Annotated in this window: 25 protein-coding genes; 22 read left to right on the top strand and 3 right to left on the bottom strand. The window is 28.7% G+C overall.

Going from position 1 to position 23,260, the window contains the following annotated elements; translation table 11 throughout:
- Positions 1 to 25: 25 nt before the first annotated feature.
- Positions 26 to 850, bottom strand: coding sequence for a Cof-type HAD-IIB family hydrolase (locus HMPREF3045_RS06015; RefSeq protein ID WP_070737913.1), 825 nt, complete (start codon positions 848 to 850; stop codon positions 26 to 28).
- 87 nt (positions 851 to 937) lie between these two features.
- Here HMPREF3045_RS06015 and HMPREF3045_RS06010 point away from each other — a divergent pair, with 87 nt between their 5' ends.
- The 18 genes from HMPREF3045_RS06010 to HMPREF3045_RS05925 all read left to right on the top strand — a co-directional run bounded on the left by HMPREF3045_RS06010 (position 938) and on the right by HMPREF3045_RS05925 (position 17,809).
- A complete protein-coding gene (locus HMPREF3045_RS06010) occupies positions 938 to 2,053 on the top strand; it encodes an LCP family protein (RefSeq protein WP_070737910.1) in 1,116 nt (371 codons plus the stop codon).
- Between the two features lie 11 nt (positions 2,054 to 2,064).
- Positions 2,065 to 3,084: a type 2 isopentenyl-diphosphate Delta-isomerase gene (fni, locus tag HMPREF3045_RS06005; protein ID WP_070737907.1), complete on the top strand. Its 1,020-nt coding sequence runs from the start codon at positions 2,065 to 2,067 to the stop codon at positions 3,082 to 3,084.
- A gap of 107 nt (positions 3,085 to 3,191) precedes the next feature.
- Positions 3,192 to 3,815 carry an NfeD family protein gene (locus HMPREF3045_RS06000; protein WP_070737904.1) on the top strand — a complete coding sequence of 208 codons (624 nt, stop codon included), beginning with the start codon at positions 3,192 to 3,194 and terminating at the stop codon, positions 3,813 to 3,815.
- Positions 3,815 to 4,756, top strand: a complete 942-nt coding sequence (floA, locus tag HMPREF3045_RS05995) for a flotillin-like protein FloA (RefSeq protein ID WP_004839280.1) — start codon at positions 3,815 to 3,817, stop codon at positions 4,754 to 4,756. The genes HMPREF3045_RS06000 and floA overlap by 1 nt, the downstream gene beginning before the upstream one ends.
- On the top strand, positions 4,756 to 5,211 hold the full coding sequence (locus HMPREF3045_RS05990; protein WP_070737901.1) for a hypothetical protein: 456 nt from the start codon (positions 4,756 to 4,758) through the stop codon (positions 5,209 to 5,211). Before floA ends, HMPREF3045_RS05990 begins: the two co-directional genes overlap by 1 nt.
- A 99-nt stretch (positions 5,212 to 5,310) precedes the next feature.
- Positions 5,311 to 6,249 (top strand): PhoH family protein, encoded by a 939-nt coding sequence (locus HMPREF3045_RS05985; RefSeq protein ID WP_070605879.1) that lies wholly within the window; start codon positions 5,311 to 5,313, stop codon positions 6,247 to 6,249.
- Positions 6,230 to 6,694, top strand: a complete 465-nt coding sequence (gene ybeY / locus HMPREF3045_RS05980) for an rRNA maturation RNase YbeY (RefSeq protein ID WP_070737898.1) — start codon at positions 6,230 to 6,232, stop codon at positions 6,692 to 6,694. The genes HMPREF3045_RS05985 and ybeY overlap by 20 nt, the downstream gene beginning before the upstream one ends.
- Complete coding sequence (locus tag HMPREF3045_RS05975) at positions 6,691 to 7,509, top strand: diacylglycerol kinase (RefSeq protein WP_004839276.1); 819 nt, start codon at positions 6,691 to 6,693, stop codon at positions 7,507 to 7,509. The genes ybeY and HMPREF3045_RS05975 overlap by 4 nt, the downstream gene beginning before the upstream one ends.
- Positions 7,506 to 7,910 carry a cytidine deaminase gene (gene cdd, locus HMPREF3045_RS05970; protein ID WP_070737895.1) on the top strand — a complete coding sequence of 135 codons (405 nt, stop codon included), beginning with the start codon at positions 7,506 to 7,508 and terminating at the stop codon, positions 7,908 to 7,910. Before HMPREF3045_RS05975 ends, cdd begins: the two co-directional genes overlap by 4 nt.
- Positions 7,907 to 8,788 (top strand): GTPase Era, encoded by an 882-nt coding sequence (gene era / locus HMPREF3045_RS05965; RefSeq protein ID WP_004839274.1) that lies wholly within the window; start codon positions 7,907 to 7,909, stop codon positions 8,786 to 8,788. Before cdd ends, era begins: the two co-directional genes overlap by 4 nt.
- Positions 8,775 to 9,533 carry a DNA repair protein RecO gene (recO, locus tag HMPREF3045_RS05960; RefSeq protein WP_070737892.1) on the top strand — a complete coding sequence of 253 codons (759 nt, stop codon included), beginning with the start codon at positions 8,775 to 8,777 and terminating at the stop codon, positions 9,531 to 9,533. Before era ends, recO begins: the two co-directional genes overlap by 14 nt.
- An 11-nt stretch (positions 9,534 to 9,544) precedes the next feature.
- Complete coding sequence (glyQ, locus tag HMPREF3045_RS05955; RefSeq protein ID WP_019118472.1) at positions 9,545 to 10,420, top strand: glycine--tRNA ligase subunit alpha; 876 nt, start codon at positions 9,545 to 9,547, stop codon at positions 10,418 to 10,420.
- A complete protein-coding gene (glyS, locus tag HMPREF3045_RS05950) occupies positions 10,420 to 12,489 on the top strand; it encodes a glycine--tRNA ligase subunit beta (protein WP_070737889.1) in 2,070 nt (689 codons plus the stop codon). Before glyQ ends, glyS begins: the two co-directional genes overlap by 1 nt.
- 8 nt (positions 12,490 to 12,497) lie before the next feature.
- Positions 12,498 to 13,310 carry a pyruvate, water dikinase regulatory protein gene (locus HMPREF3045_RS05945; RefSeq protein ID WP_070737886.1) on the top strand — a complete coding sequence of 271 codons (813 nt, stop codon included), beginning with the start codon at positions 12,498 to 12,500 and terminating at the stop codon, positions 13,308 to 13,310.
- A 45-nt stretch (positions 13,311 to 13,355) separates the two neighbouring features.
- Positions 13,356 to 13,871, top strand: a complete 516-nt coding sequence (locus HMPREF3045_RS05940; RefSeq protein WP_070737883.1) for a GNAT family N-acetyltransferase — start codon at positions 13,356 to 13,358, stop codon at positions 13,869 to 13,871.
- Positions 13,872 to 13,880: 9 nt separating this feature from the next.
- Positions 13,881 to 15,416, top strand: a complete 1,536-nt coding sequence (gene guaA, locus HMPREF3045_RS05935) for a glutamine-hydrolyzing GMP synthase (RefSeq protein WP_070737880.1) — start codon at positions 13,881 to 13,883, stop codon at positions 15,414 to 15,416.
- Positions 15,417 to 15,839: 423 nt separating this feature from the next.
- Positions 15,840 to 17,201 carry an AAA family ATPase gene (locus tag HMPREF3045_RS05930; RefSeq protein WP_070737877.1) on the top strand — a complete coding sequence of 454 codons (1,362 nt, stop codon included), beginning with the start codon at positions 15,840 to 15,842 and terminating at the stop codon, positions 17,199 to 17,201.
- 14 nt (positions 17,202 to 17,215) lie between these two features.
- Positions 17,216 to 17,809 carry a hypothetical protein gene (locus HMPREF3045_RS05925; protein ID WP_070737875.1) on the top strand — a complete coding sequence of 198 codons (594 nt, stop codon included), beginning with the start codon at positions 17,216 to 17,218 and terminating at the stop codon, positions 17,807 to 17,809.
- Positions 17,810 to 18,127: 318 nt separating this feature from the next.
- On the opposite strand, the gene HMPREF3045_RS05920 is transcribed toward HMPREF3045_RS05925, so the two are convergent.
- Entirely contained in the window at positions 18,128 to 18,994 is an 867-nt protein-coding gene (locus HMPREF3045_RS05920; protein WP_070737872.1) for a DUF6414 family protein, read from the bottom strand.
- A gap of 72 nt (positions 18,995 to 19,066) precedes the next feature.
- Positions 19,067 to 19,498: a helix-turn-helix domain-containing protein gene (locus HMPREF3045_RS05915; protein ID WP_070737869.1), complete on the bottom strand. Its 432-nt coding sequence runs from the start codon at positions 19,496 to 19,498 to the stop codon at positions 19,067 to 19,069.
- Between the two features lie 262 nt (positions 19,499 to 19,760).
- On the opposite strand from HMPREF3045_RS05915, the gene HMPREF3045_RS05910 reads away from it, so the two are divergent.
- The 4 genes from HMPREF3045_RS05910 (at position 19,761) to HMPREF3045_RS05895 (ending at position 23,035) form a co-directional block, all read left to right on the top strand.
- On the top strand, positions 19,761 to 19,955 hold the full coding sequence (locus tag HMPREF3045_RS05910) for a hypothetical protein (protein ID WP_002839721.1): 195 nt from the start codon (positions 19,761 to 19,763) through the stop codon (positions 19,953 to 19,955).
- Between the two features lies 1 nt (position 19,956).
- Entirely contained in the window at positions 19,957 to 21,081 is a 1,125-nt protein-coding gene (locus HMPREF3045_RS05905) for a site-specific integrase (RefSeq protein ID WP_070737866.1), read from the top strand.
- Positions 21,074 to 21,436: a plasmid mobilization protein gene (locus HMPREF3045_RS05900; RefSeq protein WP_070737862.1), complete on the top strand. Its 363-nt coding sequence runs from the start codon at positions 21,074 to 21,076 to the stop codon at positions 21,434 to 21,436. Before HMPREF3045_RS05905 ends, HMPREF3045_RS05900 begins: the two co-directional genes overlap by 8 nt.
- Positions 21,437 to 21,553: 117 nt before the next feature.
- Positions 21,554 to 23,035 carry a VapE domain-containing protein gene (locus HMPREF3045_RS05895; RefSeq protein WP_070737859.1) on the top strand — a complete coding sequence of 494 codons (1,482 nt, stop codon included), beginning with the start codon at positions 21,554 to 21,556 and terminating at the stop codon, positions 23,033 to 23,035.
- Positions 23,036 to 23,260 lie beyond the last annotated feature (225 nt).

The raw sequence follows: 23,260 nt of genomic DNA, 5'->3' as shown, positions 1-23,260 counted from the left end.
TAGGAATGCTTTTTTATTTAAATTTTTAAAATTTTTCAAAATTATTTTCTATTAATTTTTCTATAGCTTCTCCAACTCCTGCTTTATTATTTGATAAAGTTATATAGTCTGCGTGAGGTTTTAGATAATCGTTGGCGTTTTCCATTGCAACGGAAAATCCTGCCATATCTAGCATTGGAATATCATTCATTTCATTTCCTATTGCCATAATTTCATCAATTTTGAAACTAAGTTTTTCGCTCATTAATTTTATGGCATTTCCCTTGTTTGCGTTTTTGTTCATAACTTCAATTAAAACTGGAGCAGTTTTTGCATAGTAATAATTTTCGTTTACAAAACTTGGCATATTGTCCATTACTTTTTCTATATTCCAAGGCCATCCCATAACCAAAAATCTACCAAAATTTTTATCTTCGTCAAAATCATCGTAGGAAATTTTTTGTAATTTTAATTTTGTAATAAAAGAATCAAATCTTGTCAAAATATTTGGATTTTTATGTCTTGTATAAAAACTATCATCATCCATGGCTGAAATTTGAACTTTAAAATTTTTTAAAGCCTTATCAAGATTAATTAAATCTTTTGGTTTTTGAAAAACTCCTGTAATTACTTCCTTAGTGTAGTTGTCAAAAATATAAGATCCATTTTGGGAAATTGAAAAATGACCTTCGTGTTCTAGGTCGAGTTCTTTGACATAAGGAAGAATTCCAGAAAATGGTCTGCCACTTACTAGAGCTATATGTGCTCCTAATTTTTTTGCTTTTAATATCATTTCTTTATTTTTTTTTGGAAGACGTCTTGTATTTGTAAGCAAGGTTCCGTCTATATCAATTGTTATTAGCTTAATCATATTTTGATTATATCATATTTTTTTGAAATTTCTTATTTTTATTAAGTCTTTTTTTATGCTATAATTACAAGATGAGAAGGAGATATTATGAGATTTAAAAGATTTTTAATAACGATTATGGTGGCATTATTTGTATTTTTTTCTTCAAATGCCTATTTAAATAAATTACAGGATAAAAAAAATATAGATAATTATGGGGCTGAGGCTGCTGAAAATAATAAGGGAAAAAAGGTTGATAACGAAATTCTTGTGCTTTTGGTTGGAGTTGATGCAAGTCAAAATAAAGAAAATCCTGAGCCTACAAGGACAGATACAATTATGCTTTGTAAAATAAATTCTGAAACGGGAAAAGTTGATATTTTATCAATTCCTAGAGATTCTAGAGTAAAGGTTAGGGATGAATTTACAAAAGTAAATCACGCTCATGCTTATGGTGGAATTGAACTTACGTTAAAAACTTTAAGAGATTTTTTGGGTCTTGATATTGACTATTATGCAGAAATAAATTTTGAGGCTGTTGTTAATATAGTTGATGAAATTGGAGGAGTAAATTACAAAGTTCCTGAAGGAGTAAGACTTGATGAAGGAAATACACATATAAGACCGGGAATGAATAAAATGAACGGACAAGATGTATTAACTTATTTGAGAGCTAGAAAAATTTACCAAAATGCTGATCTTGGTAGAGTTAATGCTCAACAAGAATTTATGAAAGGAATCATAAATGAATTGGTAAAAAAATCAAAAACAATAAATATGACTTCCTTGGTTGAATCATATTTTAAAGATGTAAAAACAAATTTGCCTTTGGCAACTATGATTGATTTTGCTAGCAAAATGTCTAACTTTTCTTCAGAAAAATGTAAAACTTATACTGTTCCAGGAAATCCACAATATATTGATGGAGTAAGCTATTATATTCCTAATTACGAAGAAACTTGGAAGATAGTTGATAAAGTTTTTTCAAAATATAAATTAAAATCTTGGAAAAAAGAAGATAGTTCTTATTGGGAATATCAAAACTATACTTACACTAACGATAATGAAAATTCAAATGAAGATTATCAAAATTCAAATAGTAATGAAGAAGACGAAGAATATTTGGATGAGGATTATGAAGATTTGAACCAAGAAGACGAAGAAAATACAGAAGATGAAAATTATTTCGATGAAGATGTGAATAACCTTAATGAAGATAATTAATAGGTGGAAAAATGGACGAGAAAAGAAGAGAAAGAAAAGACGAACATATTGAAAATTATCTTAGAAGTGAATTTAAGTCAAAAACATTATTAAACAACGTTTATGTGGAACACAATGCCCTAAGCAATGTAAATTTTGATGAAATTGATACATCAATAGAATTTATGGGAAATAAAATTTCAATGCCTGTGATGGTAAATGCAATGACAGGTGGAACTGAAATAAGTGAAGATATAAACGAAGATTTATCAAATATTTGTAGAGAATTAAATATACCAATGGCTGTTGGAAGCGAATCCATAGCCATAAAAGATAAAGATTCAAGAGAGTCTTTTTCCCTATTAAAAGATAAGAATGTAATAAAAATTGGAAATCTCGGTTGGGAAAATAAAATCGAAAATTTTGAATTTGCAAAAGATTTAATAGGAGCATCTGCTATGCAAGCTCACTTAAATATTGCCCAAGAGCTAGTAATGGATGAAGGTGAAAGAGATTTTTCTAAAAACTTTGAAAATTTGGCAAATATTAGTAAAAATATTTCAGTGCCTTTGATTGTAAAAGAAGTTGGCTTTGGAATGAGCAAAGAAGTAGGTCAAAAACTTTTAGATATTGGCGTAAAATATATTGACGTTGCAGGAAAAGGTGGCACAAATTTTATAGAAATCGAAGATATGAGAATATTTGACAAAGATTATTCAGAATTTTATTCATGGGGAATACCTACAGCGAAATCAATTCTTGATGTAAGAAGTTTGTCTGATGATTTTTTCTTAATAGCAAGCGGTGGAATAAGAAATTCGAGTGATGTTTGCAAATCTCTAATAATTGGTGCAGATATGTGTGCAATTTCTGGAGAAGTTTTGTCATTTCTACTCAGAGGCGATTATGATTACGCAATCAAATATCTTAAAGAATTAAATACAAAAATAAAAATATTTATGGCTCTAGTTGGCGTGAAAAATATAGAAGAATTAAAAAAAGTTCCATATAAATTAACAGGAAGATTAAAAGAATTATTAGATGAAAATTAATTTTAAAAAATTTAATAAATTAGTATATAAGGAGAAAATTATTTCTCCTTTTTTATTTTTAATTTGGGTATAAAAATAATGTAATATTTATTATAGAAAGGAGAAGTATGTTAGGGGATATTTTATTGGCTCTGTCATTTACGCTTGCATTTATATGTATAGTTGCTATAATTTTTACTGATAAAAAAATTTTATTTACTCTTATAGCAATAGCTTTATTTATATATTTTTACAAGTCAAATCTTGACAGGGGCGAAGCAGATATGATGACAATAATAGCTTTTATATCGGGCATTTTGTTACTTGCTATTGAGCTATTTGTACCTGGTTTTGGTATTATGGGAATTTCGGGTATTATTTTAACGACATATTCGCTAATGGATAGTTTTGATAATTCCCTATTTGGAATTTTGATTTTACTAATTACTGCTGCATCAATTTTTTTGAGTGTAACAATTTTTGTAAGATTAGGATTTTCAGCAAATTTATTTGACAAGGCTGTTCTAGTTAATACTCAAACTAAGGAAAGAGGATATAATTCCAAAAAAGATTATACATATCTTTTAGGAAAAAAAGGAAAAACGATAAGTATTTTAAGACCTACAGGAAGAATTACAATTGATGGAAAAATTTATGATGGAAAAACTTATGGAGATTTCATCAAAAAAGATGTAGGAATAGAAGTTGTAGAAATAAAAGATGGACATATTTATGTTAAGGAGGATATATAATGCCGATAATAATACCAGCTTTAGTAGTAATTTTTTTAATAGTATTTTTGACACTTGTGCCAATTGGTTTGTGGATTACAGCAAGATCATCTGGAGTGCCAGTTTCAATGGGCTCACTTGTTGCAATGAGATTTAGAAGAATTAATCCAAGTCATATAGTTTATGCTTTGATTAAATCTCATCAAGCAGGAATTCAAATTTCAAGTTCTGATTTGGAAAGTCATTTTCTTTCAGGAGGAGATGTAAACCAAGTTGTAGATGCCTTGATTGCAGCAGAAAGAGCAAATATAGATTTGAATTTTCAACAAGCAGCAGCAATGAATCTTGCGGGAAGAAATGTTTTTGAAGCCGTTCAAGTTTCTGTAAATCCAAAAGTAATAAATACACCAACCATAGCAGCCGTTGCAAAAAACGGAATTGAAGTCAAAGTTATTGCAAAAGTTACAGTAAGAGCAAATATTGAAAGACTTGTAGGAGGAGCTGGCGAAGAAACAATTATCGCAAGAGTAGGCGAAGGAATTGTAACAACAGTTGGTTCATCAGACACACACGCAGAAGTTTTAGAAAATCCAGATAATATTTCACAAACAGTTCTAATGAAAGGACTTGATAGTGGGACAGCTTTTGAAATTCTTTCAATAGATATTGCAGATGTAGATATAGGACGTAACGTTGGAGCAGAATTACAAAGAGATCAAGCAGAAGCTGATAAAAATATAGCCCAAGCAAAAGCCGAAGAAAGACGTGCCCAAGCTATAGCGCTTGAACAAGAAAACAGAGCGAAAGTAGTAGAAGCCCAATCAAAAGTTCCACTAGCAATTGCAAGAGCACTAGAAAGTGGAAATCTTGGAGTTTTAGATTATTATAATATGAAAAATATAAACGCCGACACTCAAATGAGAAATAAAATATCAGAAACTGATAGCAGAGATGAAATTTAATGGCAAAAGATAATTTAAAAACCAAGTTTTATAAATTTATTTATCTACTTGACAAAGAAAATAATAAAGAAGAAGGGAAAGATACACCAGATTTTGATACTTGGTTAAAAGAATTAAAAAAAGAAGAAAATAATAATCTAAAAAAGCAAAAAAAATTAAAAAAGAAGATGACATTTGGACAAGCTATGTCATCACTTGCAAAAGATACAAAAAATAAATCCGATAACAAAAAAACATACACAAATGATTACCAAAGATTTGAAAGAAGAAATCTACAAGCTTACAATGAAAAAAAAGTAAGTGAAAAAAAATCATACAAAAAAACCGAACAAATTTCAAAAAATCAAATCGAAGATTATTGGAAAGAAAATAAAAAAATAAAATTAGAAAAAAATGAATTAAAAAAGGCGATTATCTATTCAGAAATAATAGGAAAGCCAAAAGCAAAAAGATGAGTTTCTCATCTTTTTTCTTTTGCAACTAAGATGGTATAATAAACTAAAGGAGTGATTAAAATTAAGGAGATTATAGAAATAAATAATACCGAAATAACTATGGGTTTATTCGGTAATTTTGATAAAAATAGAAAATATATTGAAAACAGATTTGATGTAAAAATTAAAACTGAAAATGGAAATATAAGTTTAAATGGAGAAGAGGTTAATTTAAATCTTGTAAAAAAACTTATTGAAGAAATTATTCAAGTAATAAAAAAAGAAGGAAATATTGACTATCAAAAATTAAAATATTTTTCTGATATGCTTGTTTCTGAAAACAAGGAAGTTATAAAATCTTCTCTTGATAAAGTTATTGTTACAACAGCAAATGGCAAACCAATTAAGCCAAAAACTTTGGGACAAAAATCTTATGTAAATATGATTGAAAATAATGATGTGGTTTTTGGAATTGGGCCTGCTGGAACTGGAAAAACTTATTTGGCTGTTGCAATGGCGATAAGAGCTTTTAAAAATAATGAGGTAAATAGAATTATTCTTACAAGACCTGCCGTTGAAGCGGGAGAAAGTTTGGGATTTTTGCCAGGAGATTTGCAAGATAAAGTTGATCCATATTTAAGACCTCTTTACGATGCACTTTTTGAAATTTTTGGTTTTGAAACTTATCAAAATTTAGTTGAAAAAGGCGTAATAGAAGTTGCACCTCTTGCTTACATGAGGGGAAGAACTCTTGATAATTCTTTTGTAATTTTAGATGAAGCGCAAAATACAACTTTCGAGCAAATGAAGATGTTTTTGACAAGACTTGGCTATGGATCAAAAGCTATTATAACTGGAGATATAACTCAAATTGACCTTCCTCGTGGTAAAAATTCTGGTTTGAAATCTGCCTCAAGAATTCTTAGAAATGTTAGAGGAATAGAATTTATGGAATTTACTTCAATCGATGTAGTAAGACATCCTTTAGTTCAAAGAATAATTGAAGCTTATGATAAGGCAGATAAGGAAAAAGAAAAAAATGAATTTAATAATAAATAATGAAACAAAAGAAGAAGTAAACATTGAAAAATATCTTGAAAAAGTTATTAGAGAAGTTTTAAAGCTTGAAGATATTGATGAGAAAAAATGTGAAATATCACTTTCTTTTGTTGATGAGGAAAAAATAAGACAATTAAATAAAGATTTTAGGTCAATTGACAGGGTAACTGATGTCCTATCTTTTCCAATTGAAGATTTTTTTAATGAAGATAGGGAAAATATATTGGAAAAACCCTATCTTATGCTTGGCGATGTTGTAATTTGTCTTGATGTTGCAAGAAAGCAAGCAGATGATTTGGGACATTCTTTTGAAAGAGAAGTAATGTATTTAACTTGCCATTCAATTCTTCATCTTTTGGGCTATGACCATATAGAAGATGATGATAAAAAAATCATGAGAGCTAAGGAAAAAGAAGTGATGAAAAATCTTGGAGTATTCAAATGAAAGATGAAAAACAATTAATTGAAGAAATAAAAGACCAAGTAAAAAAAGAATTAAAGGAAGAAAAGAAAAAAGAAGATGAGGCAGAAAAATATATTCCAAAAGCAAAAAGTCCAGGAGAAAAATTTGTAAAAGGATTTGATTATGCCTTTGAGGGTTTGGTTTTTGCTATAAATAATGAAAAAAATATGAAATTTCATGTGCTAACATCTATTCTTGTTTTATTTATTTCTTTGTTTTTAAATGTTTCAAGAGTAGAGATGATGTTTTTGGTTTTTTCAATTGCCTTTGTAATTTCCTGTGAGCTATTAAATACTTCTTTGGAACAAGCTGTAAATCTTGGTGGTGGAGGAAAAAAATCAAAAGAAGCAAAAGCCAGCAAGGACTTGTCAGCAGCGGCAACTTTTGTATCAGCTATGAACACACTTTTTATTGCTTATTTGGTATTTTTTGATAAGGTTGCAAATTTTTCATCATCAGTTGTACTAAGAATTTCAAGAAGACCATCCCATCTTGCTCTTATAACTGTATCAATTGTCATAATTTCTACCATATTTTTTAAAGGAATTTTTTACAAGGGCCACGGAACAGCTTTTCATGGTGGATTTGTTTCAGGACACACATCAATTGCCTTTTGCCTTGCAACAATTGGCTCAATGAGAATTGATGAAGGATTTTTGATTTTTGTATTTTATGGTCTTGCAATTATAGTTGCAGAAAGTCGTTTTGAGGCAAATATCCATTCTCTTCCAGAAATTATAAGAGGAGCGATTTTGGGAACGGCGACAGCTTTATTAATATTTGGAGTATTTTCATGAAAAAAGATTTAAAAGAATTAATACAAATTGCTATAGAAAATAAAAAAAATTCTTATTCGCCTTATTCAAAATTTAGGGTGTCAAGCCTAGTTTTGACAAAAAAAGGAAATATTTACAAGGGAGTAAATATAGAAAATGCAGCTTATTCAGTGACAATTTGTGCGGAAAGATCTGCACTTGCAGGAGCAATAAGCGCAGGCGATAAAGAAATTGATACAATAATTATTACAGGAGATAGTAATATGACTTATCCTTGCGGAGTTTGCAGGCAATTTATGGCAGAGTTTTTAGATTCGGATTCAAAAATTGTAATAGCCAACTCAGTTGATGATTATAAGATATATGGACTTGATGATATTCTTCCATATAACTTTTCAAAAAAAGATTTGGAGGAAAAATGAAATCAGGTTTTGTATCGGTAGTAGGAAGGGCAAATGTAGGAAAATCTACTTTGATGGAAAAAATATTGGGAGAAAAAATTTCAATAATTTCAAACAAACCCCAAACTACAAGAGATGAAATAAAAATAATATATAATGACGAAAATTCACAAATAATTTTTCTAGACACACCGGGCATTCAAACACCAAGAAATAAACTTCAAGAACATTTGCTAGAAGTTTCAGAAGATAGCCTAAAAGATTCTGATATAGTGACATTTATTGTTGACAATTCTCTAACAATTGGAAGACTTGATAAGATGATTTTGGAAATTTTAGAAAAAGTAAATGCTCCAAAAATTCTTCTTATAAATAAATGTGATCTTTTAGAAGAAGGAGAAATTGAACAAATTAAAAGAACTTACATAGGATTAAATACTTTTGATTATATAATTCCAATTTCAGCTTTAAACGATGAAAATATTGGAAAATATATAGAAACAGTAAAAGAAATATTGCCAGAAGGCCCACTTTATTATCCATCTGATATGATAACTGACAAAAACGAAAGATTTATTGTGTCAGAAATTATCAGGGAAAAAGCTTTGAAAAATTTATCAAATGAAATCCCTCACGGAATTTTTGTAAGAATTGACCAATTCAAAAAAAGAGAAGACAAAAATTTATATGACATATACGCAAGTCTTATTTTGGAAAGACCAAGTCACAAGGAAATAGTAATAGGAAAAAACGGTAGTAAAATTAAAAAAATCGGCATGGAAGCAAGATGCGAAATTGAAGTTTTTATGGATAGCAAAATTAATTTGAAATTGTGGGTTAAGGTCGAAAAAGATTGGCGTAAAAAACAAAAATTGGTGGATAGGTTTGGTTACAAGTGATAATTCAAATGTAGAAGGATTTGTTTTAAGAGAATTTTCCTACAAAGAGTCAAGCAAAATCATAGAAATTTTTTCAAAAGATATGGGAAAAATTTCCATAATTGCTAAGGGAGTTTTAAATAAAAAAAATTCAAATCTTTCTTCAACTCAAAGATTTGTAAAAGCCTCATACAATCTTTATAAGTCTGGAGAAAAATTTTTTGGAATAAGAGATGCGTCATTATTAAAATCTTATTCGAAATCAAATAAAAATTTTGATATAATAATATACAAATCGGCAATTTGTGATTTGTTATTAAAAACAATTGATTATGACCAAAAAGACTTAGTTTACAATTTGTTGGACAAGACTTTTGACAGTTTTGAAAAAGCAAGTGAAAATTATTTAAATATTTTTCTTTGCTTTTTATTAAAGTATATATCTTTTTCAGGTTTTAAACCAAATTTAAAAGAATGTTCCTTGTGTGGATCAAAAATTAATCCTAGTGATGCTTATTTTTCTATAAAAGATGGGGGCATAGTTTGTTCATCTTGCAAGAAAATAAAAAAGGATATAGTATATCTTACAAGAGAAGAATATTTGTATATTTTAAAATTAATCTATACGCCAACTGATGAGGTTTCAAAGATTAATTTAAATATTGAAAAGGAAAAAATTATAAATTTGATAGTAAGCTATGTATTGAAATGTTTGGAAATTAGAAAATTTAGCTCACTTGATTGGGTAATGAAATTAGTCAAATAATAGGAGAAAAAATGTATTTTGAAGATTTAATGCTAAAATTAATAAAATATTGGGAAGAACAAGGTGCATCAATCATGCTTCCTTATGATTTGGAAAAAGGTGCAGGAACAATGAATCCTCATACTTTTTTGAGATCTTTGGGAAAAGAACCTTGGAAAGTTGTTTATGTAGAACCATCAAGAAGACCAGCTGATGGTAGGTATGGAGAAAATCCAAATAGATTATACCAACATCATCAACTACAAGTTTTACTTAAACCAACTCCAGAAAATATTCAAGATTTATATTTAAAAAGTCTTGAGGTAATTGGAATTAATCCAAAAGAACACGACATAAGATTTGTAGAAGACAACTGGCAATCACCAACCCTTGGAGCTTGGGGACTTGGATGGGAAGTTTGGCTTGATGGAATGGAAATAACCCAATTTACTTATTTTCAACAAGTAGGCGGAATAAACTGCGAGCTTGAAAGTGGAGAAATAACCATGGGCCTTGAAAGAGTTTGTATGTATTTACAAAATGTAGATAATGTTTTTGATATTAAGTGGTCAAAAGATTTAAAATATTCAGATGTTTTCCAATTGCCAGAATATGAAAATTCAAAATATTCATTTGAAGATGCTGATAGCGAAGTTTTGGAAAAATTATTTGAAATTTATGAATCAGAAGCAAACAGATTAATTGACAAAGGTCTTGTGTATCCAGCTTATGATAATGTATTAAAATCATCCCACACTTTTAATACTTTGGATGCAATGGGTGCAATTTCTGCATCAGAAAGAAGTCACTATATTAAAAGAGTAAGAGATATTTCTAGTAAGGTTGCAAAATCTTATATTGAAAAAAGAGAAGAACTAGGATATCCACTTTTAAGAAAGGATAAGTAATGAGCAAATATTTATTAGAAATAGGAGTTGAAGAATTTCCTTCAGCTTATATAAATTCAACAAAAAAACAGCTTGAAGAAAAATTCAAAAAATTAATTGAAGAAAATAAATTAAGCGTAGAAGAAATAAAAGTAGAATCCACTCCAAGAAGATTTGCAATTTTACTTGATGGACTTGAAGAAAATAAATCAAATGAACTTATAAGTGTAAAAGGTCCTTCCAAAAAAATTGCCTATGATAATGAAGGCAATCCATCAAAAGCGCTTTTGGGATTTTTGAGAGGACAAAAAGCAGAAGTTTCTGATGTAATTATTAAAGATTTTAAGGGCGAAGAATATATTTATGTAGAAAAAAAAGAAGAAAGTCCTTCAATAAAAGAAGTTTTACAAAAAAATGTATATGAGCTTGTAAAATCATTAAACTTCCCAAGATCTATGAGGTGGGGAGGAAGATCAATTAGATTTGCAAGACCAATCAGATATTTTCTATCCTTATTAGATGATGAAATTTTGGAATTTGATGCTGAGGGAATTAAAGTATCAAATACAACAAAAGGTCACAGAGTTTTAGGAAAAAGTGAAATTCTTGTAGAAAAAATTGAAAATTATATAGAATTACTTAGAGAAAATTATGTAATTCTTTCTTACAAAGAAAGAAGAGAAATAATTTTAAGAGGTCTTAATCGCTATGCCAAAGAAATTGGTGGAAAATTTTTAAAAGACGAAGATTTACTTGAAGAAGTTATAAATATCGTCGAATATCCTACAGTTTTGATGGGAGAGCTTGATCAAGAATATTTAAAATTACCAAAAGAAGTAATTGTAACACCAATGAAAGATCATCAAAGATATTTTCCTATTGTAGATGATAATGAAAAATTAATGCCATATTTCTTGCTTGTAAGAAATGGGGATGATTTTGCCAAAGAAAATGTAATAAGTGGAAATAAAAAAGTTCTTACTGCAAGGCTTGAAGATGCAAAATTTTTCTATGATATAGATAATAATAAAAAATTAGAAGACTATGTGGAAGAGCTTAATAGATTGACATTTTTTGAAGGACTTGGTTCAGTTTATCAAAAAACTGAAAGACTTATTTCTCTATCAAAAAATTATCTTGATGAATTTAAACTTGGAGAAGATGTTTCAGATAATTTATTAAGAGCAGCCTATCTTTCAAAGGCAGATCTTGTAACAAAAATGGTTATAGAATTTACAGAACTTCAAGGAACAATGGGAAGAATTTATGCGACAAATTCAGGCGAAAACAGCCAAGTTGCAAATGCAATCGAAGAAGCCTATAAGCCTAGAAGCTCAGAAGATTCACTACCAAAATCAGTTGCAGGAATTGTTTTATCAATCGCTGATAAAATTGATACAATAGCTGGACTTTATATAATAGAAAATTATGTAACAGGAAGTCAAGATCCGTTTGGGCTTAGAAGATCAGCAATTGGAGTTATAAATATAATTGCAGATAATAAAATTGATGTTGATTTGAAAGATTTAATCAAAGATGCCCTCTTTGTTTATACAGAGAAAAATGAAATTTCTTTTGATTATGATAAAACTTTAGAAAAAATAGTAGAATTTTTCATTGATAGACTTAAAAATATGCTCATAGACAAGGGCTACAGATATGATTTTGTAAATGCAGTTCTTGCTACTGGAGAAACAAATATTTTATCAGTTATAGAAAAAGTAAAATCTGTTGAAGAATTTGTAGAAAAAGAAAATAGCGAAGAAATTCTAAATTATTTTACAAGAATCAATAATTTTACCAAGGATTTTGAAAATACAGAAGTAAATGTAGAAATGCTTGACCAAGGTTTAGAAAAACAATACTACGATTTTATAGAAAATTTGGATTGCGAAAAATATTTAAGCCAAAAATTATACACAAAAGCCCTAGAAGAAATTGCATCTACTATGGACCTTGGTAACGAATATTTGGATAATACAATGATAATGGTTGAAGATGAACAGTTGAAAAATAATAGGTTGGCACTATTAAATAAACTAGCAACAAATATTTCTAGAATATTTAATATAAAAGATTTAGTTAAATAGGTGATAGCATGGATTGTGATGTATTGAATGTTTATATAATCAGTGATTCCACTGGAGCAACAGCAGAAACATTTGTAAAATCAGTAATAACTCATTTTCCGAATGTAAAATTTGAAGTTAATAGAAAATTTAATATTGATAGCGAAAAAAAAATTAACAAAATTGTTGAAAAAATTCCTGAAGATTCAATAATAATCCAAACTATAGCTGAGAAAAAACTTGAAGAATATTTGAAACAAAAAGCTAAAAAAGAAAATATAAAAGTTATAGATATATTAGGGCCAGCTCTTTCACTTTTTGAAGAAGTTACAGGGCAAAAAGCTCTAAGAGAAAAAAAACTCACAAGAAAATTATCTGATGATTATTTTTCAATGATAGAATCCATAGAATTTGCCGTAAAATATGACGATGGCAAAGATCCAAGAGGAATAAAAGAGGCAGATATTTTACTACTTGGAGTTTCAAGAACATCAAAAACACCTGTGACTATGCTTCTTGCAACAAAAGATTATAAAGTTTTTAATCTTCCTTTAGTTCCAGAAATAAGACTTCCAGAAGAAGTTTTCGAAATTGATCCAAAAAGAATTATAGGTCTTACTATTGATCCTGATAAATTATCAAAAATTAGAGAAGATAGGTCAAAAGGCCTTGGCTTAAAATCAAAAAGCGAATATTTTGATAAGGAAAGAATCAATAGAGAATTAAAATACGCAAAGGGAGTTTTTGAAGATTTGGATTGTAAAGTTTTTGATGTAACATTAAATACAATAGAACAAACAGCCACGGATGTTCTAGAATATTACAAAAAGAATTTTTCTTAAAAAATATGCTGCTTTTGCAGCTTATTTTTTATGTGGAGGAGGATTATGGAAAATACCAAACTTATTTTATCAAGACGACTTATTATTAGAAAATTTGAAAAGGAAGATTTAGAAAAAAATCTAGAATTTATAAAAGATCCAAAATTTTTTTATTTTACAAATTTAGAAACAAAAGAAGAATTAATTGAAAAAACTGCAAAATATTATAAAGAAAAAGAAGATTATAATTTTTGGCATATTGTAAAAAAAGGAATGAACGATTCAATAGGAGTTGTTAAAGCCTTTGATAAAGACGATGGAGTAGGTCTTTTTATAATTATAAATAAATCGCTAAGAAATAGGGGATATGGAAGAGAGGCTCTAGAGGCAGTCATAGATTATTTCTTTACCCTTGGCGAGAAAAAAGAAATTTATTTAAAAGCAGAAAAAAATAATGGAGCTTTTAAATCTATTATAGAAAATTTACACTTTAAAAAGTATGATGAAGATATAAAGTATAGCTACTACAAGATGGATAATCTTGATTATATGAAATATTTTGCAATATTTGGAGAAATATAGGAGGGATAGATGGAAAAAAAATCCGAAATTATGGTATTGGACTTTGGTGGCCAATATAACCAACTTATTGTAAGAAGAATAAGAGAAATGGGAGTTTATGCAACACTACATGATTGCGATGTTGACTTAAAAACTCTCGATCTTGAAAATTTGGACGGAATAATTTTGACAGGCGGCCCACAATCAATTCACAGTGACGATAGTCTAAAATTAAATCCAGAAATTTTAAATTTAAACGTGCCAGTTCTTGGGATTTGCTATGGTATGCAAGCTCTTGCTTTCCATTTTGATGGAGAAATAAGTGAAGCAGAAAAAGGAGAATACGGAAAAACTCCTTTATTTGTTGACCAAAGATCAAATTTATATGAAAATGTAGCGCAAGAATCAATAATTTGGATGAATCACAGAGATCAAGTAACAAAAATTGCAGATGGATTCAAAAAAACTGCTTGGACATTGAACTGTCCAATAGCAGGATTTGAAAACGAAGAAAAAAATATCTATGCCGTACAATTTCATCCAGAAGTTGCCCATTCAGAATACGGATTTCAAATATTAGAAAATTTCGTTTTAAATATTTGTAAAGCAAAAAAAACTTGGATAATGAAAGATTTAGCCAAAGAAACCATAGAAAATATAAAAGAAAAATACGCTGGAGAAAAAATGATTTGCGGACTATCTGGTGGAGTAGATTCAACGATAGCTGCAACACTTGTACACAAAGCAATAGGAAATGATCTTCAATGCATATTTGTAGACCACGGTTTATTAAGAAAAGACGAAGCAAAATCCGTTATGGAACAATACAAAAAAATTGGACTAAACGTAAAAATGGTTGATGCTTCAAAAGAATTTCTTGATTTACTAAAAGGCGTAGAAGAGCCAGAAGAAAAAAGAAAAATAATAGGAAATCATTTCATAGAAGTATTTGAAAGAGAAGCCAAAAAATTTGGCGATGCAAAATATTTAGTACAAGGAACAATTTATCCAGACGTAATAGAAAGCGGAAAAGGAAAAGGTTCAGTAATAAAATCCCATCATAATGTAGGTGGACTTCCAGAAGATATGCTCTTTGAAGGAGTAGTAGAACCACTAAGAGAACTTTTCAAAGACGAAGTAAGAGCACTTGGAGAAAGCATAGGGGTTCCAGAAGAAATGGTATGGAGACAACCATTCCCAGGACCAGGACTTGCAATAAGAGTGTTGGGAGATATAACAGAAGAAAAATTAGAAATAGTTAGAGAAACTGATGCAATTTTAAGAGAAGAAGTAAAAAATGCAGGATTAAACAGAGATATTTGGCAATATTTCACAGTATTTACTCCGCTAAGAACAGTAGGAGTAAAAGGTGATGAAAGATCTTACGACTACGTAGTAGTAGTAAGAGCAGTATCAAGCAAAGACGCAATGACAGTAGAAGCTTTCGATATGCCATACGAACTCCAACAAACCCTATCAAATAGAATGATAAACGAAGTAAAAGGAGTAGGAAGAATAGTCTACGATATAACCTCAAAACCACCGGGAACAATTGAATGGGAATAGTAGCAAAATTTTCTAAAATGGCTTAATTACAAGCTATAAAGAGAATGAAAAATGGATACTGGTACTCAAATGGTACTGGAAGTAAAAAAGAATAAATTGAATAATAGTTCCAAGTGGTTTACATTTGGACAAAAATTAGACCGTAGCTTCACACTGCGGTCTTTTTTGTGTCGAATTTAATTTTACAACTTATAGTATAGAAAAAATTAAATTGAGAAAATCATGGAATGTATAATAAAAATATAAGAAGTTTTTACAAATTTTTTATAATAAATATTTAAATTATTTACCTGTTCTTAAATATATAATGTGTATAGTGGTATATCATGAAAATTCATGAATGTCACTATCAAAACTAAGCTAAAAAAACTTTGAAATAATACGAAAAAATGTTATAATTTATAACAGATAGGAGGATTAACTATGTTATCATATATTGAACTTAAGAATTTCAAATCTTTGACTGATGTAAAGATAGATTTAAGAGGGGAAAATAAAAAGCCAAAAAAAATGATATTTATATATGGTGAAAATGGGGCAGGTAAGACAAATTTGATATCATCGATTTTGTTTTTAGAAAAAAGCTTATTAACACTATCTAATAATATTAAGTTACGAAAAATTTATGATAAAAATGTACCTGAACTTTTATCTGATATTGAAAATGATGAAATAAAAAAAGAAGTTTTAGATCATATTATTAAGGATTCTTTTTTTGATATGAGGAGTCTGATACAAGAGAACAAAACCATAAATTCAGAAGGTAATATGGAAGTTAAAATAGGCTTCAATATAAATGGGTTAGAGGGTTCTTACGAGTTGAAATTTGATGATGAGTCAGTTATATTTGAAGAATTAAAGTATCTAGTAAATGAGAGAGTTGGTAGACTTTTCAAAATAGATGCTAATAATATAATTATTAGTCCTTCAATGATAACAACACCTTCTTATAAAAAAGAATTAAAAGATAATATAGAAAAATATTGGGGTAAAAACACATTCATGAGTATTATTTTTAATGAGATTCAAATTAAAAATAATGACTTTATTAATAATTCTTTAAGCCCTAATCTTATAGATGTTTTTAACTGGATGAAGAAAATCTCATTGCAATGTAAAAATGCAAAATCAAGTATTGGAAGGATGGCAATACCTACAAAAATTTTGTCGAATCTTGAAGAGGGTACAATAACCGAAAAAAATAATAAGGAATTATTATCAATGGAAAAATTTTTGAATGAAGTTTTTACACAGTTATACTCTGATGTAAAAAAAGTTTTTTATGTTTTTACACCTATTGATAATAAATTTAGATACGAATTATATTTTTCAAAACTCATAGATGATGATGTAAAATCAATACCTTTTAATCTTGAATCTACAGGAACTCAGCAACTGTTAGATGTCATAAAGTTTATTTTTTTAGCCATATTAGGAAATACTGTTATTATTGATGAAATGGAGAATGGAATTCATGATTTACTAATATATGAAGTTATATCATCTTTATTTGACGCCTTTAACAACATTGAAAATGTGCAATTTATTGCAACTACACATAGTACGTATTTGATGGAAATGTTACCTCAAGAGAATATTTATATATTAGTCAGCGATGCTTTGGGAAGAAAAAGTATTTTGCCAATTGATAATTTTGATTTTAGGACTCAAAAAAATAATAATATAAGATTGAAATATCTTAGAGGTGATTATTCTGGAATTCCTAATGTTGGATATTTGGATTTTAATGAGCTGGTTGATCAGTTTAGGGAAGATTTAAAATAGAGTAGGTTATAATTATGAAAAGAAAACCTACAAAATTAAATGTCATGTCAATTGTTCATGGAAAGTCTGAATTATTAATGTGTAGTTCTGTGAAATCAAACCTTAAAATAAAACATGAAATACATGCTAAAGATAGAGGAAGACATAGCATACAAGTAAATAGTGTCTTGCAAGAACTAAATTCTACAAAATTTAATATGAGTTTAAAAGATTTTTCTGAAAAATATGATATATCATACGATTCTAAGAATAAAAGGTTAGTTAATTTTAAGCTCTTCATTATTATGGATTTAGATGACTGCACTCAAGAAAAAGCTGAACAGTTTAAAAATAAGTCTATGTTTAATGGACATATGTTGTATGAATATATTGTGCCTATATATAATGACCCTAATTTAGAAAAAACTATACATGATTTAGGCATAAATATAAACAAAAAAGAAAAGGTTAAAGGTTATATTAAAATTTTTCCGACTAATAAAGGAGATTTAGATATCCATATGGCAGAAGAGTTTGCAGAAAAGTTAAATAAAAAGTGTAAAAGTTCTAATTTGGGTCTATATTTTGATTACTGCGTGTCAATAGCCAGAAAAAATTTAATTAAATAATCTTTTCGTTCAACATGCTCATAAAATAGATTTTATTTGTAGCATTAAAATAAAATAACTCATCACATTTGGTATTAGTAATAAAAATTTTTAATAAATATTTAAATACAAGCCATATATGGGATGCAAAATATCTACTTTTTCAAATAATATTGCAACTCAAAAAGAAAAAATTGAACAATAGTTCTAAGTGGTTTACATTCAGATAAAAACTAGACCGTAGTTTCAAGCTGCGGTCTTTTTGCGTTAAATTTAATGATTCTTTTCTTTAGAGAAGAGTCAAATTAATATAATTTCATTTAATTAAAATTTTTAAAGCTAAATGTATATTGCAATAGGTATTACCATTATAACAGGTGCACTTATTACAGTTTTAATTCCGCCTTCACCAACGAATTGAGCTAAAGATGGATCAGAAAAAAATTCTTGAAATTCTTTCATTTTATCTAATTGGAGCTTAGAAAAAACTGTATTTCTAAGTAGGCTTATCTCCCCATCATCCATACAAACTTTAATAACCTTTCCTAATATTTTATAGTTTCCATCGGTAACTTCACTCATATTATTATTTAAAAAGTAATTTTCATCTGTTGGAAGGATTATATTAATTTTATCTGCTTCACAAATTATATCTTTTTTTCCATCTGCTTGAAGCCCTTTAATTAAACCATCTATTTGGGAGTTTAGCCTTTTATCTGTCAACACATTTTCTTTTCTGTTTTTATTATTTTTAGGCTTGTTATCAGTAAATAAGTTTGCTAAAGTTATAATTTCTTTGAATCCTGATAACATATCAATAACTGGATTGTTTTTTAGAGTCCCTTGAACTTCTACAAAATCTCCAATATTTAAGTTGTCAATATCACGATTTATAAACTTTGCATTATCTAATTGTTCCTTTAGTTGCTGGAATAAAGAAACTGGAGTGTGTGTTCTTTCTTCAATAATAGTTTCTCCATTATCTGATGTACCTTTATGTTTTCCACTAACTCCTATATTCAAAAGCGCAAATAGATTGTTAGTTCCTATATTTGTTTCTACATCATTCACTTGATTTTTATTTTTTGAAGTTTGAACATTTTTAACATCGGCAAAGCCATCCTCAATTGTAGCTAACATATCAAAAACTATTTTAGTATTAAGATAGATTGGTATTGTAAGCTTGTTCTTTTCTATTTTATTCACTATTTTAAATTACCTTTCCTATAAATTGTAAAGTTTTCATGTTTTTTATCTTATATTCTAGATTTATTATTTTTATTTTAAAAATCTTGATTTTTTAGGATAAGATAACTTCCAATCTTCAAATTCCTCGTCTGTTATCTCATCGTTGTAATGCTTTTTTCTCATCTCATTCCATTCTATAAGAAAATTATTGAAGTCTACATCATTTGATAAAAGTCCATTAATTTCTCCATCACCTGCTAAAGGTCTAAACTTCATGTCTTTTTCATAATCAAATATTATATGCATTATTTCAAAAATAGAATTAGGCTCATGATTAATTAATGCTGATATGTCACAATCAAGTGCTTCAGATATTTTTTGTAATTGTTCTTTACTTGGAGATCTATTTCCAAGTTCATAATTTCTTATGGCAGCATCTGTCAAACCAGACTTAATTGCAAGTTCTTTTTGAGTTAAGTTTCTCATAAGTCTTAACTTTTTTAATTTTTCTCCAGAAATCAAACTAACTCCTCCTTATTTCACAATAACTATAAATATTTTATCACAAAACGAACAAAAGCTCAACAAAACTGTTCTGTTGTAAATATTTGCAAGTATCTGAATTTTTCAGAAAAAAATAAATAGAAAAAACTTGACAGAACAAATATGAACTGTTACTATATATACATACCGTTCGATATTGAACGGAAGTTGTAAGACATATAAATTAATGCTCGCCTTTTTTGAGGATGTAGAACCTTACAAACTATAAAAGGAGGACATTATGAAAGGTATTTTTATGAATGCAAAAGATGTACAAGAATTTCTTGATGTAAGTAGGACAACAGCATATCAGATTATAAACGACATGAATCAAGATCTACTTAAATTAGGTTATCGTGTGCAAAGAGGAAAGGTAAATAGAGAATACTTTATGGAAAAGTATTGCTATAAACCAACAAATGCAAAGGAGGTTTAAAGTGCCAGCATTTAGAGATGAAAGCGGGAACAAGACTTGGTTTTGTAAATTTAATTATACAAACTGGAAAGGAGAAAAATTAACTAAGAAAAAACGTGGATTTTCAACGAAAAAAGAAGCTTTAAAATGGGAACAAGAATTCTTAAATCAACATTCTGAATCAATTGAGATGAGCTTTAGGGAGTTTTTTGAACTTTATAAGAGGGATAGAAAACCAAGAATAAGAGAAAATACTTGGAGGACAAAAGAAGCAATTGTAAATCAAAAAATACTTCCCTATATTGGTGATTTAATGCTTAATGAGATTAATAACGTAACCATCATTCAATGGCAAAATGAGCTTATGAAGATTAAGGATAAGAATGGAAAAAAATACTCTCCTACTTATTTGAGAACTATTCATGCCCAGTTATCTAGTATCTTAAATCATGCTTGTAGGTACTACAATTTAAAAACTAATGTTGCTCGTGATGTTGGTTCTATGGGAGAAAAAGAAGCTGATGAAATGCTATTTTGGACTCAAGATGAATATGAAAGATTTATAGAAGCTATAAAAGATAAACCCGAATCATTCTATGCTTTTGAACTTTTATATTGGTGTGGTCTTAGAATGGGAGAATTATTAGCCTTAACAAAAGAGAAATTTGATTTTGAAAGGCATACATTAAAAATTGATGAATCTTTACAAAGGATTGATGGGAAAAATGTAATAACTGCTCCTAAGACTAAAAAAAGTATCAGGACAATAGTTATGCCTGAATTTTTAACGGATGAGATTAAAGAGTATATTGAAAGTTTTTATAAGTTAAAACCAAAAGACTTAATATTTAATTTTTCTAAGAGCTACCTCCACCATGAAATGGATAGGGGATCTAAGAAATCTCAAGTAAAAAGAATTAGAATACATGATTTAAGGCATTCTCACGTTTCTCTCTTGATTGAACTTGGATTTTCTGCAACTGCAATAGCTGATAGGGTTGGACATGAATCGATTGACATCACCTATAGATATGCTCATCTTTTCCCTAGCAAGCAAAAAGAAATGGCTCTGTCTTTAACTCAAGTAAGAAATAATAAGGCAAATGACTGGAAAGATTTATTAGAAGAGGACGAGAAAGATGTTTAGAAGACATTCATTAGATGAAATTTCTATAAAAACGAGAAATAAAGACAAAAATAGAAAAAGAAATCGCATTTTAAACTTTAGAGTATCTGAAGAAGAATATGATCTAATAAACAAAAAGATAGAAATAAGTGGACTTAAAAAACAAGATTATTTTCTACAAATGTTATTAAATCATGAAGTTAAGTTAGTAAGTGATTACAGACTTTCTGACAATATAGCCAAGGAAATATTTCAACTAGCAAAAGCTATTAAAAAGTTTGGAAAACTAGATGACGATGAAGCTGGTATTTTGATCTATATATTAGAAATATATGAAGAAATCAAAAAAGAAAAAAGCCCCTACTACAAAGAGTAAAGGCATACACTCCTGTGAGAAGTGTTCTCTAGACAAGTTCATTTTACCACAGGAGTCTTATTTATACCAGACAGGAGGATAAAATGGAAAATAAATATAAAACAATAAAGAGATTAGATGGTTGTAAAAAGAAGAGGAGTAAGGCTTATGACAGATATTAAATTAAAATTCCCAGAAATAGATCAGACTTACGCCTTTTTAGACTTACAAACTACGGATAAGGGGACGGTTAGACAAATTACTGGAAATATTGTAACAGCTATTTTAAATCCAAAATATTGTCAAAATCAAAAAATCATTGATGGACAAATATTCTTTGATAAATTTACTAATGAAATAAAATTCCAGGGGAAAATTATCGGAGAAAGAAATATAAAGGAAAATCAAATACGACTTTGGGATGATTCTTTAAATAATAGATTAGGCTTAGAGATAGAAAAACACTTTGGAATTAATTATAATGCCAATAAAATGTGGGAAGCTATTCGTTTTGTAGCTCACCAATATGAAGTGAGTCCGCCAAAGCAATATCTTCAAAATTTAAAATGGAATGGAGATAAAAATGCCATTAGAAAACTATTACCAAAGTATTTGGGAGCAGATGATACAGAGCTTAACAATTGGATAATGGAACATATGATATTGGGCATGATAAAAAGAATTTTTAATCCAGGAGCTAAGTTTGATGAGATGATTGTTTTAGTTGGGGGACAAGGTATAGGCAAATCGACTTTTGCAAGATATTTGTCCATAACAGATGATTGGTTTTGCACAATAGAAAACATTCAAGGTAAGGATGCTGTCATGAACCTTATGGGTAAAACTGTCGTTGAAATCGAAGAATTTGTTGCTTTAAGAAATGCAAAATCGGCTAATGAAGCTAAATCTTTTTTATCAAAATTAAGTGATAGGATAAGAATACCCTACGAAAAATATGCAACAGATGTGCCTAGAACTTGTATCTTCATAGGGACATTAAACGAAAGAACTTTTCTTAATGATCATACTGGAGAAAGAAGATATTTGCCTGTGGAATGCAACCCAAATAAAAGAGTAAGGACTATATATCCAGATAAAAATAATAAGGAAAAACTCTCGGATAAAGAATATATATCTCTTATAAGAGAAGATTTTAATCAGGCTCTAGCTTTAGGATATGAAATCTTTAAAAACAAAACACACGCATGGACTATACCAAAAAATCTTTTAAAAGACTTGTATAAGGAACAAGAAAAGTTCAAATATCTTAATCCAGATGTGGAAGATATTAGGTATTTCTTAGAAGAATATAAGCCCAAAAGTGCAGATCCTAATACAACATGTTTCAAAGAATTAACCATGCAAGGATACCAAATAAAGTCAAAATCTTTTTCAGAGATTATGGATAATTATTTCCAAGAATGGATTCCAGTTAGGTCATCAAAGACTAAGAGAATATCACCAAGTGGAGTCTCAATTCCAGTAAAACTATATTATGAAAAGAAAGAAGAATACAAAACTGACTTTATAGAAGTTGACAAGAATTTATTGCCAGAAGAATGGGAAAAAGAAAATCAATTAGAAATAGATACTGCCAATCAAGTAAAGATACAAATGTAACTTTGTAACCTGTAACCCATTGTTATAAATCTTCTTAAATTAGGATTACATAAATTAATGGCTTGATAATAAGGGGTTGTTACAGACTCTTAAAACAAGCTCGCCTAATTTTGGAAGTTTTTATTTTATAAGTTACAGTTACACTTATTAATTCCTATTTGAAAAATTATGGAAAATCAAATTAATGACTTGTTATTAATAGCAAGCACAGTAAGTGAGTACCCA

This window comes from Anaerococcus sp. HMSC075B03, from assembly GCF_001815585.1.
Lineage (GTDB): Bacteria > Bacillota > Clostridia > Tissierellales > Peptoniphilaceae > Anaerococcus > Anaerococcus vaginalis.
The sequence above is the reverse complement of the archived record's forward strand: the minus strand, read 5'-3'. Positions and strand labels throughout refer to the sequence as shown.

What these genes read in the sequence shown, in the direction of transcription:
- era (WP_004839274.1), top strand. Translation starts at nt 7,907, where the DNA reads ATGAAATCAGGTTTTGTATCGGTAGTAGGAAGGGCAAATGTAGGAAAA.
- cdd (WP_070737895.1), top strand. Translation starts at nt 7,506, where the DNA reads ATGAAAAAAGATTTAAAAGAATTAATACAAATTGCTATAGAAAATAAA.
- guaA (WP_070737880.1), top strand. Translation starts at nt 13,881, where the DNA reads ATGGAAAAAAAATCCGAAATTATGGTATTGGACTTTGGTGGCCAATAT.
- HMPREF3045_RS05975 (WP_004839276.1), top strand. Translation starts at nt 6,691, where the DNA reads ATGAAAGATGAAAAACAATTAATTGAAGAAATAAAAGACCAAGTAAAA.
- HMPREF3045_RS05925 (WP_070737875.1), top strand. Translation starts at nt 17,216, where the DNA reads ATGAAAAGAAAACCTACAAAATTAAATGTCATGTCAATTGTTCATGGA.
- fni (WP_070737907.1), top strand. Translation starts at nt 2,065, where the DNA reads ATGGACGAGAAAAGAAGAGAAAGAAAAGACGAACATATTGAAAATTAT.
- HMPREF3045_RS06010 (WP_070737910.1), top strand. Translation starts at nt 938, where the DNA reads ATGAGATTTAAAAGATTTTTAATAACGATTATGGTGGCATTATTTGTA.
- HMPREF3045_RS05910 (WP_002839721.1), top strand. Translation starts at nt 19,761, where the DNA reads ATGAAAGGTATTTTTATGAATGCAAAAGATGTACAAGAATTTCTTGAT.
- HMPREF3045_RS05990 (WP_070737901.1), top strand. Translation starts at nt 4,756, where the DNA reads ATGGCAAAAGATAATTTAAAAACCAAGTTTTATAAATTTATTTATCTA.
- HMPREF3045_RS05945 (WP_070737886.1), top strand. Translation starts at nt 12,498, where the DNA reads ATGGATTGTGATGTATTGAATGTTTATATAATCAGTGATTCCACTGGA.
- HMPREF3045_RS06000 (WP_070737904.1), top strand. Translation starts at nt 3,192, where the DNA reads ATGTTAGGGGATATTTTATTGGCTCTGTCATTTACGCTTGCATTTATA.
- HMPREF3045_RS05985 (WP_070605879.1), top strand. Translation starts at nt 5,311, where the DNA reads ATGGGTTTATTCGGTAATTTTGATAAAAATAGAAAATATATTGAAAAC.
- floA (WP_004839280.1), top strand. Translation starts at nt 3,815, where the DNA reads ATGCCGATAATAATACCAGCTTTAGTAGTAATTTTTTTAATAGTATTT.
- glyQ (WP_019118472.1), top strand. Translation starts at nt 9,545, where the DNA reads ATGTATTTTGAAGATTTAATGCTAAAATTAATAAAATATTGGGAAGAA.
- HMPREF3045_RS05930 (WP_070737877.1), top strand. Translation starts at nt 15,840, where the DNA reads ATGTTATCATATATTGAACTTAAGAATTTCAAATCTTTGACTGATGTA.
- ybeY (WP_070737898.1), top strand. Translation starts at nt 6,230, where the DNA reads ATGAATTTAATAATAAATAATGAAACAAAAGAAGAAGTAAACATTGAA.
- HMPREF3045_RS06015 (WP_070737913.1), bottom strand. Translation starts at nt 850, where the DNA reads ATGATTAAGCTAATAACAATTGATATAGACGGAACCTTGCTTACAAAT.
- HMPREF3045_RS05895 (WP_070737859.1), top strand. Translation starts at nt 21,554, where the DNA reads ATGGTTGTAAAAAGAAGAGGAGTAAGGCTTATGACAGATATTAAATTA.
- glyS (WP_070737889.1), top strand. Translation starts at nt 10,420, where the DNA reads ATGAGCAAATATTTATTAGAAATAGGAGTTGAAGAATTTCCTTCAGCT.
- HMPREF3045_RS05940 (WP_070737883.1), top strand. Translation starts at nt 13,356, where the DNA reads ATGGAAAATACCAAACTTATTTTATCAAGACGACTTATTATTAGAAAA.
- HMPREF3045_RS05900 (WP_070737862.1), top strand. Translation starts at nt 21,074, where the DNA reads ATGTTTAGAAGACATTCATTAGATGAAATTTCTATAAAAACGAGAAAT.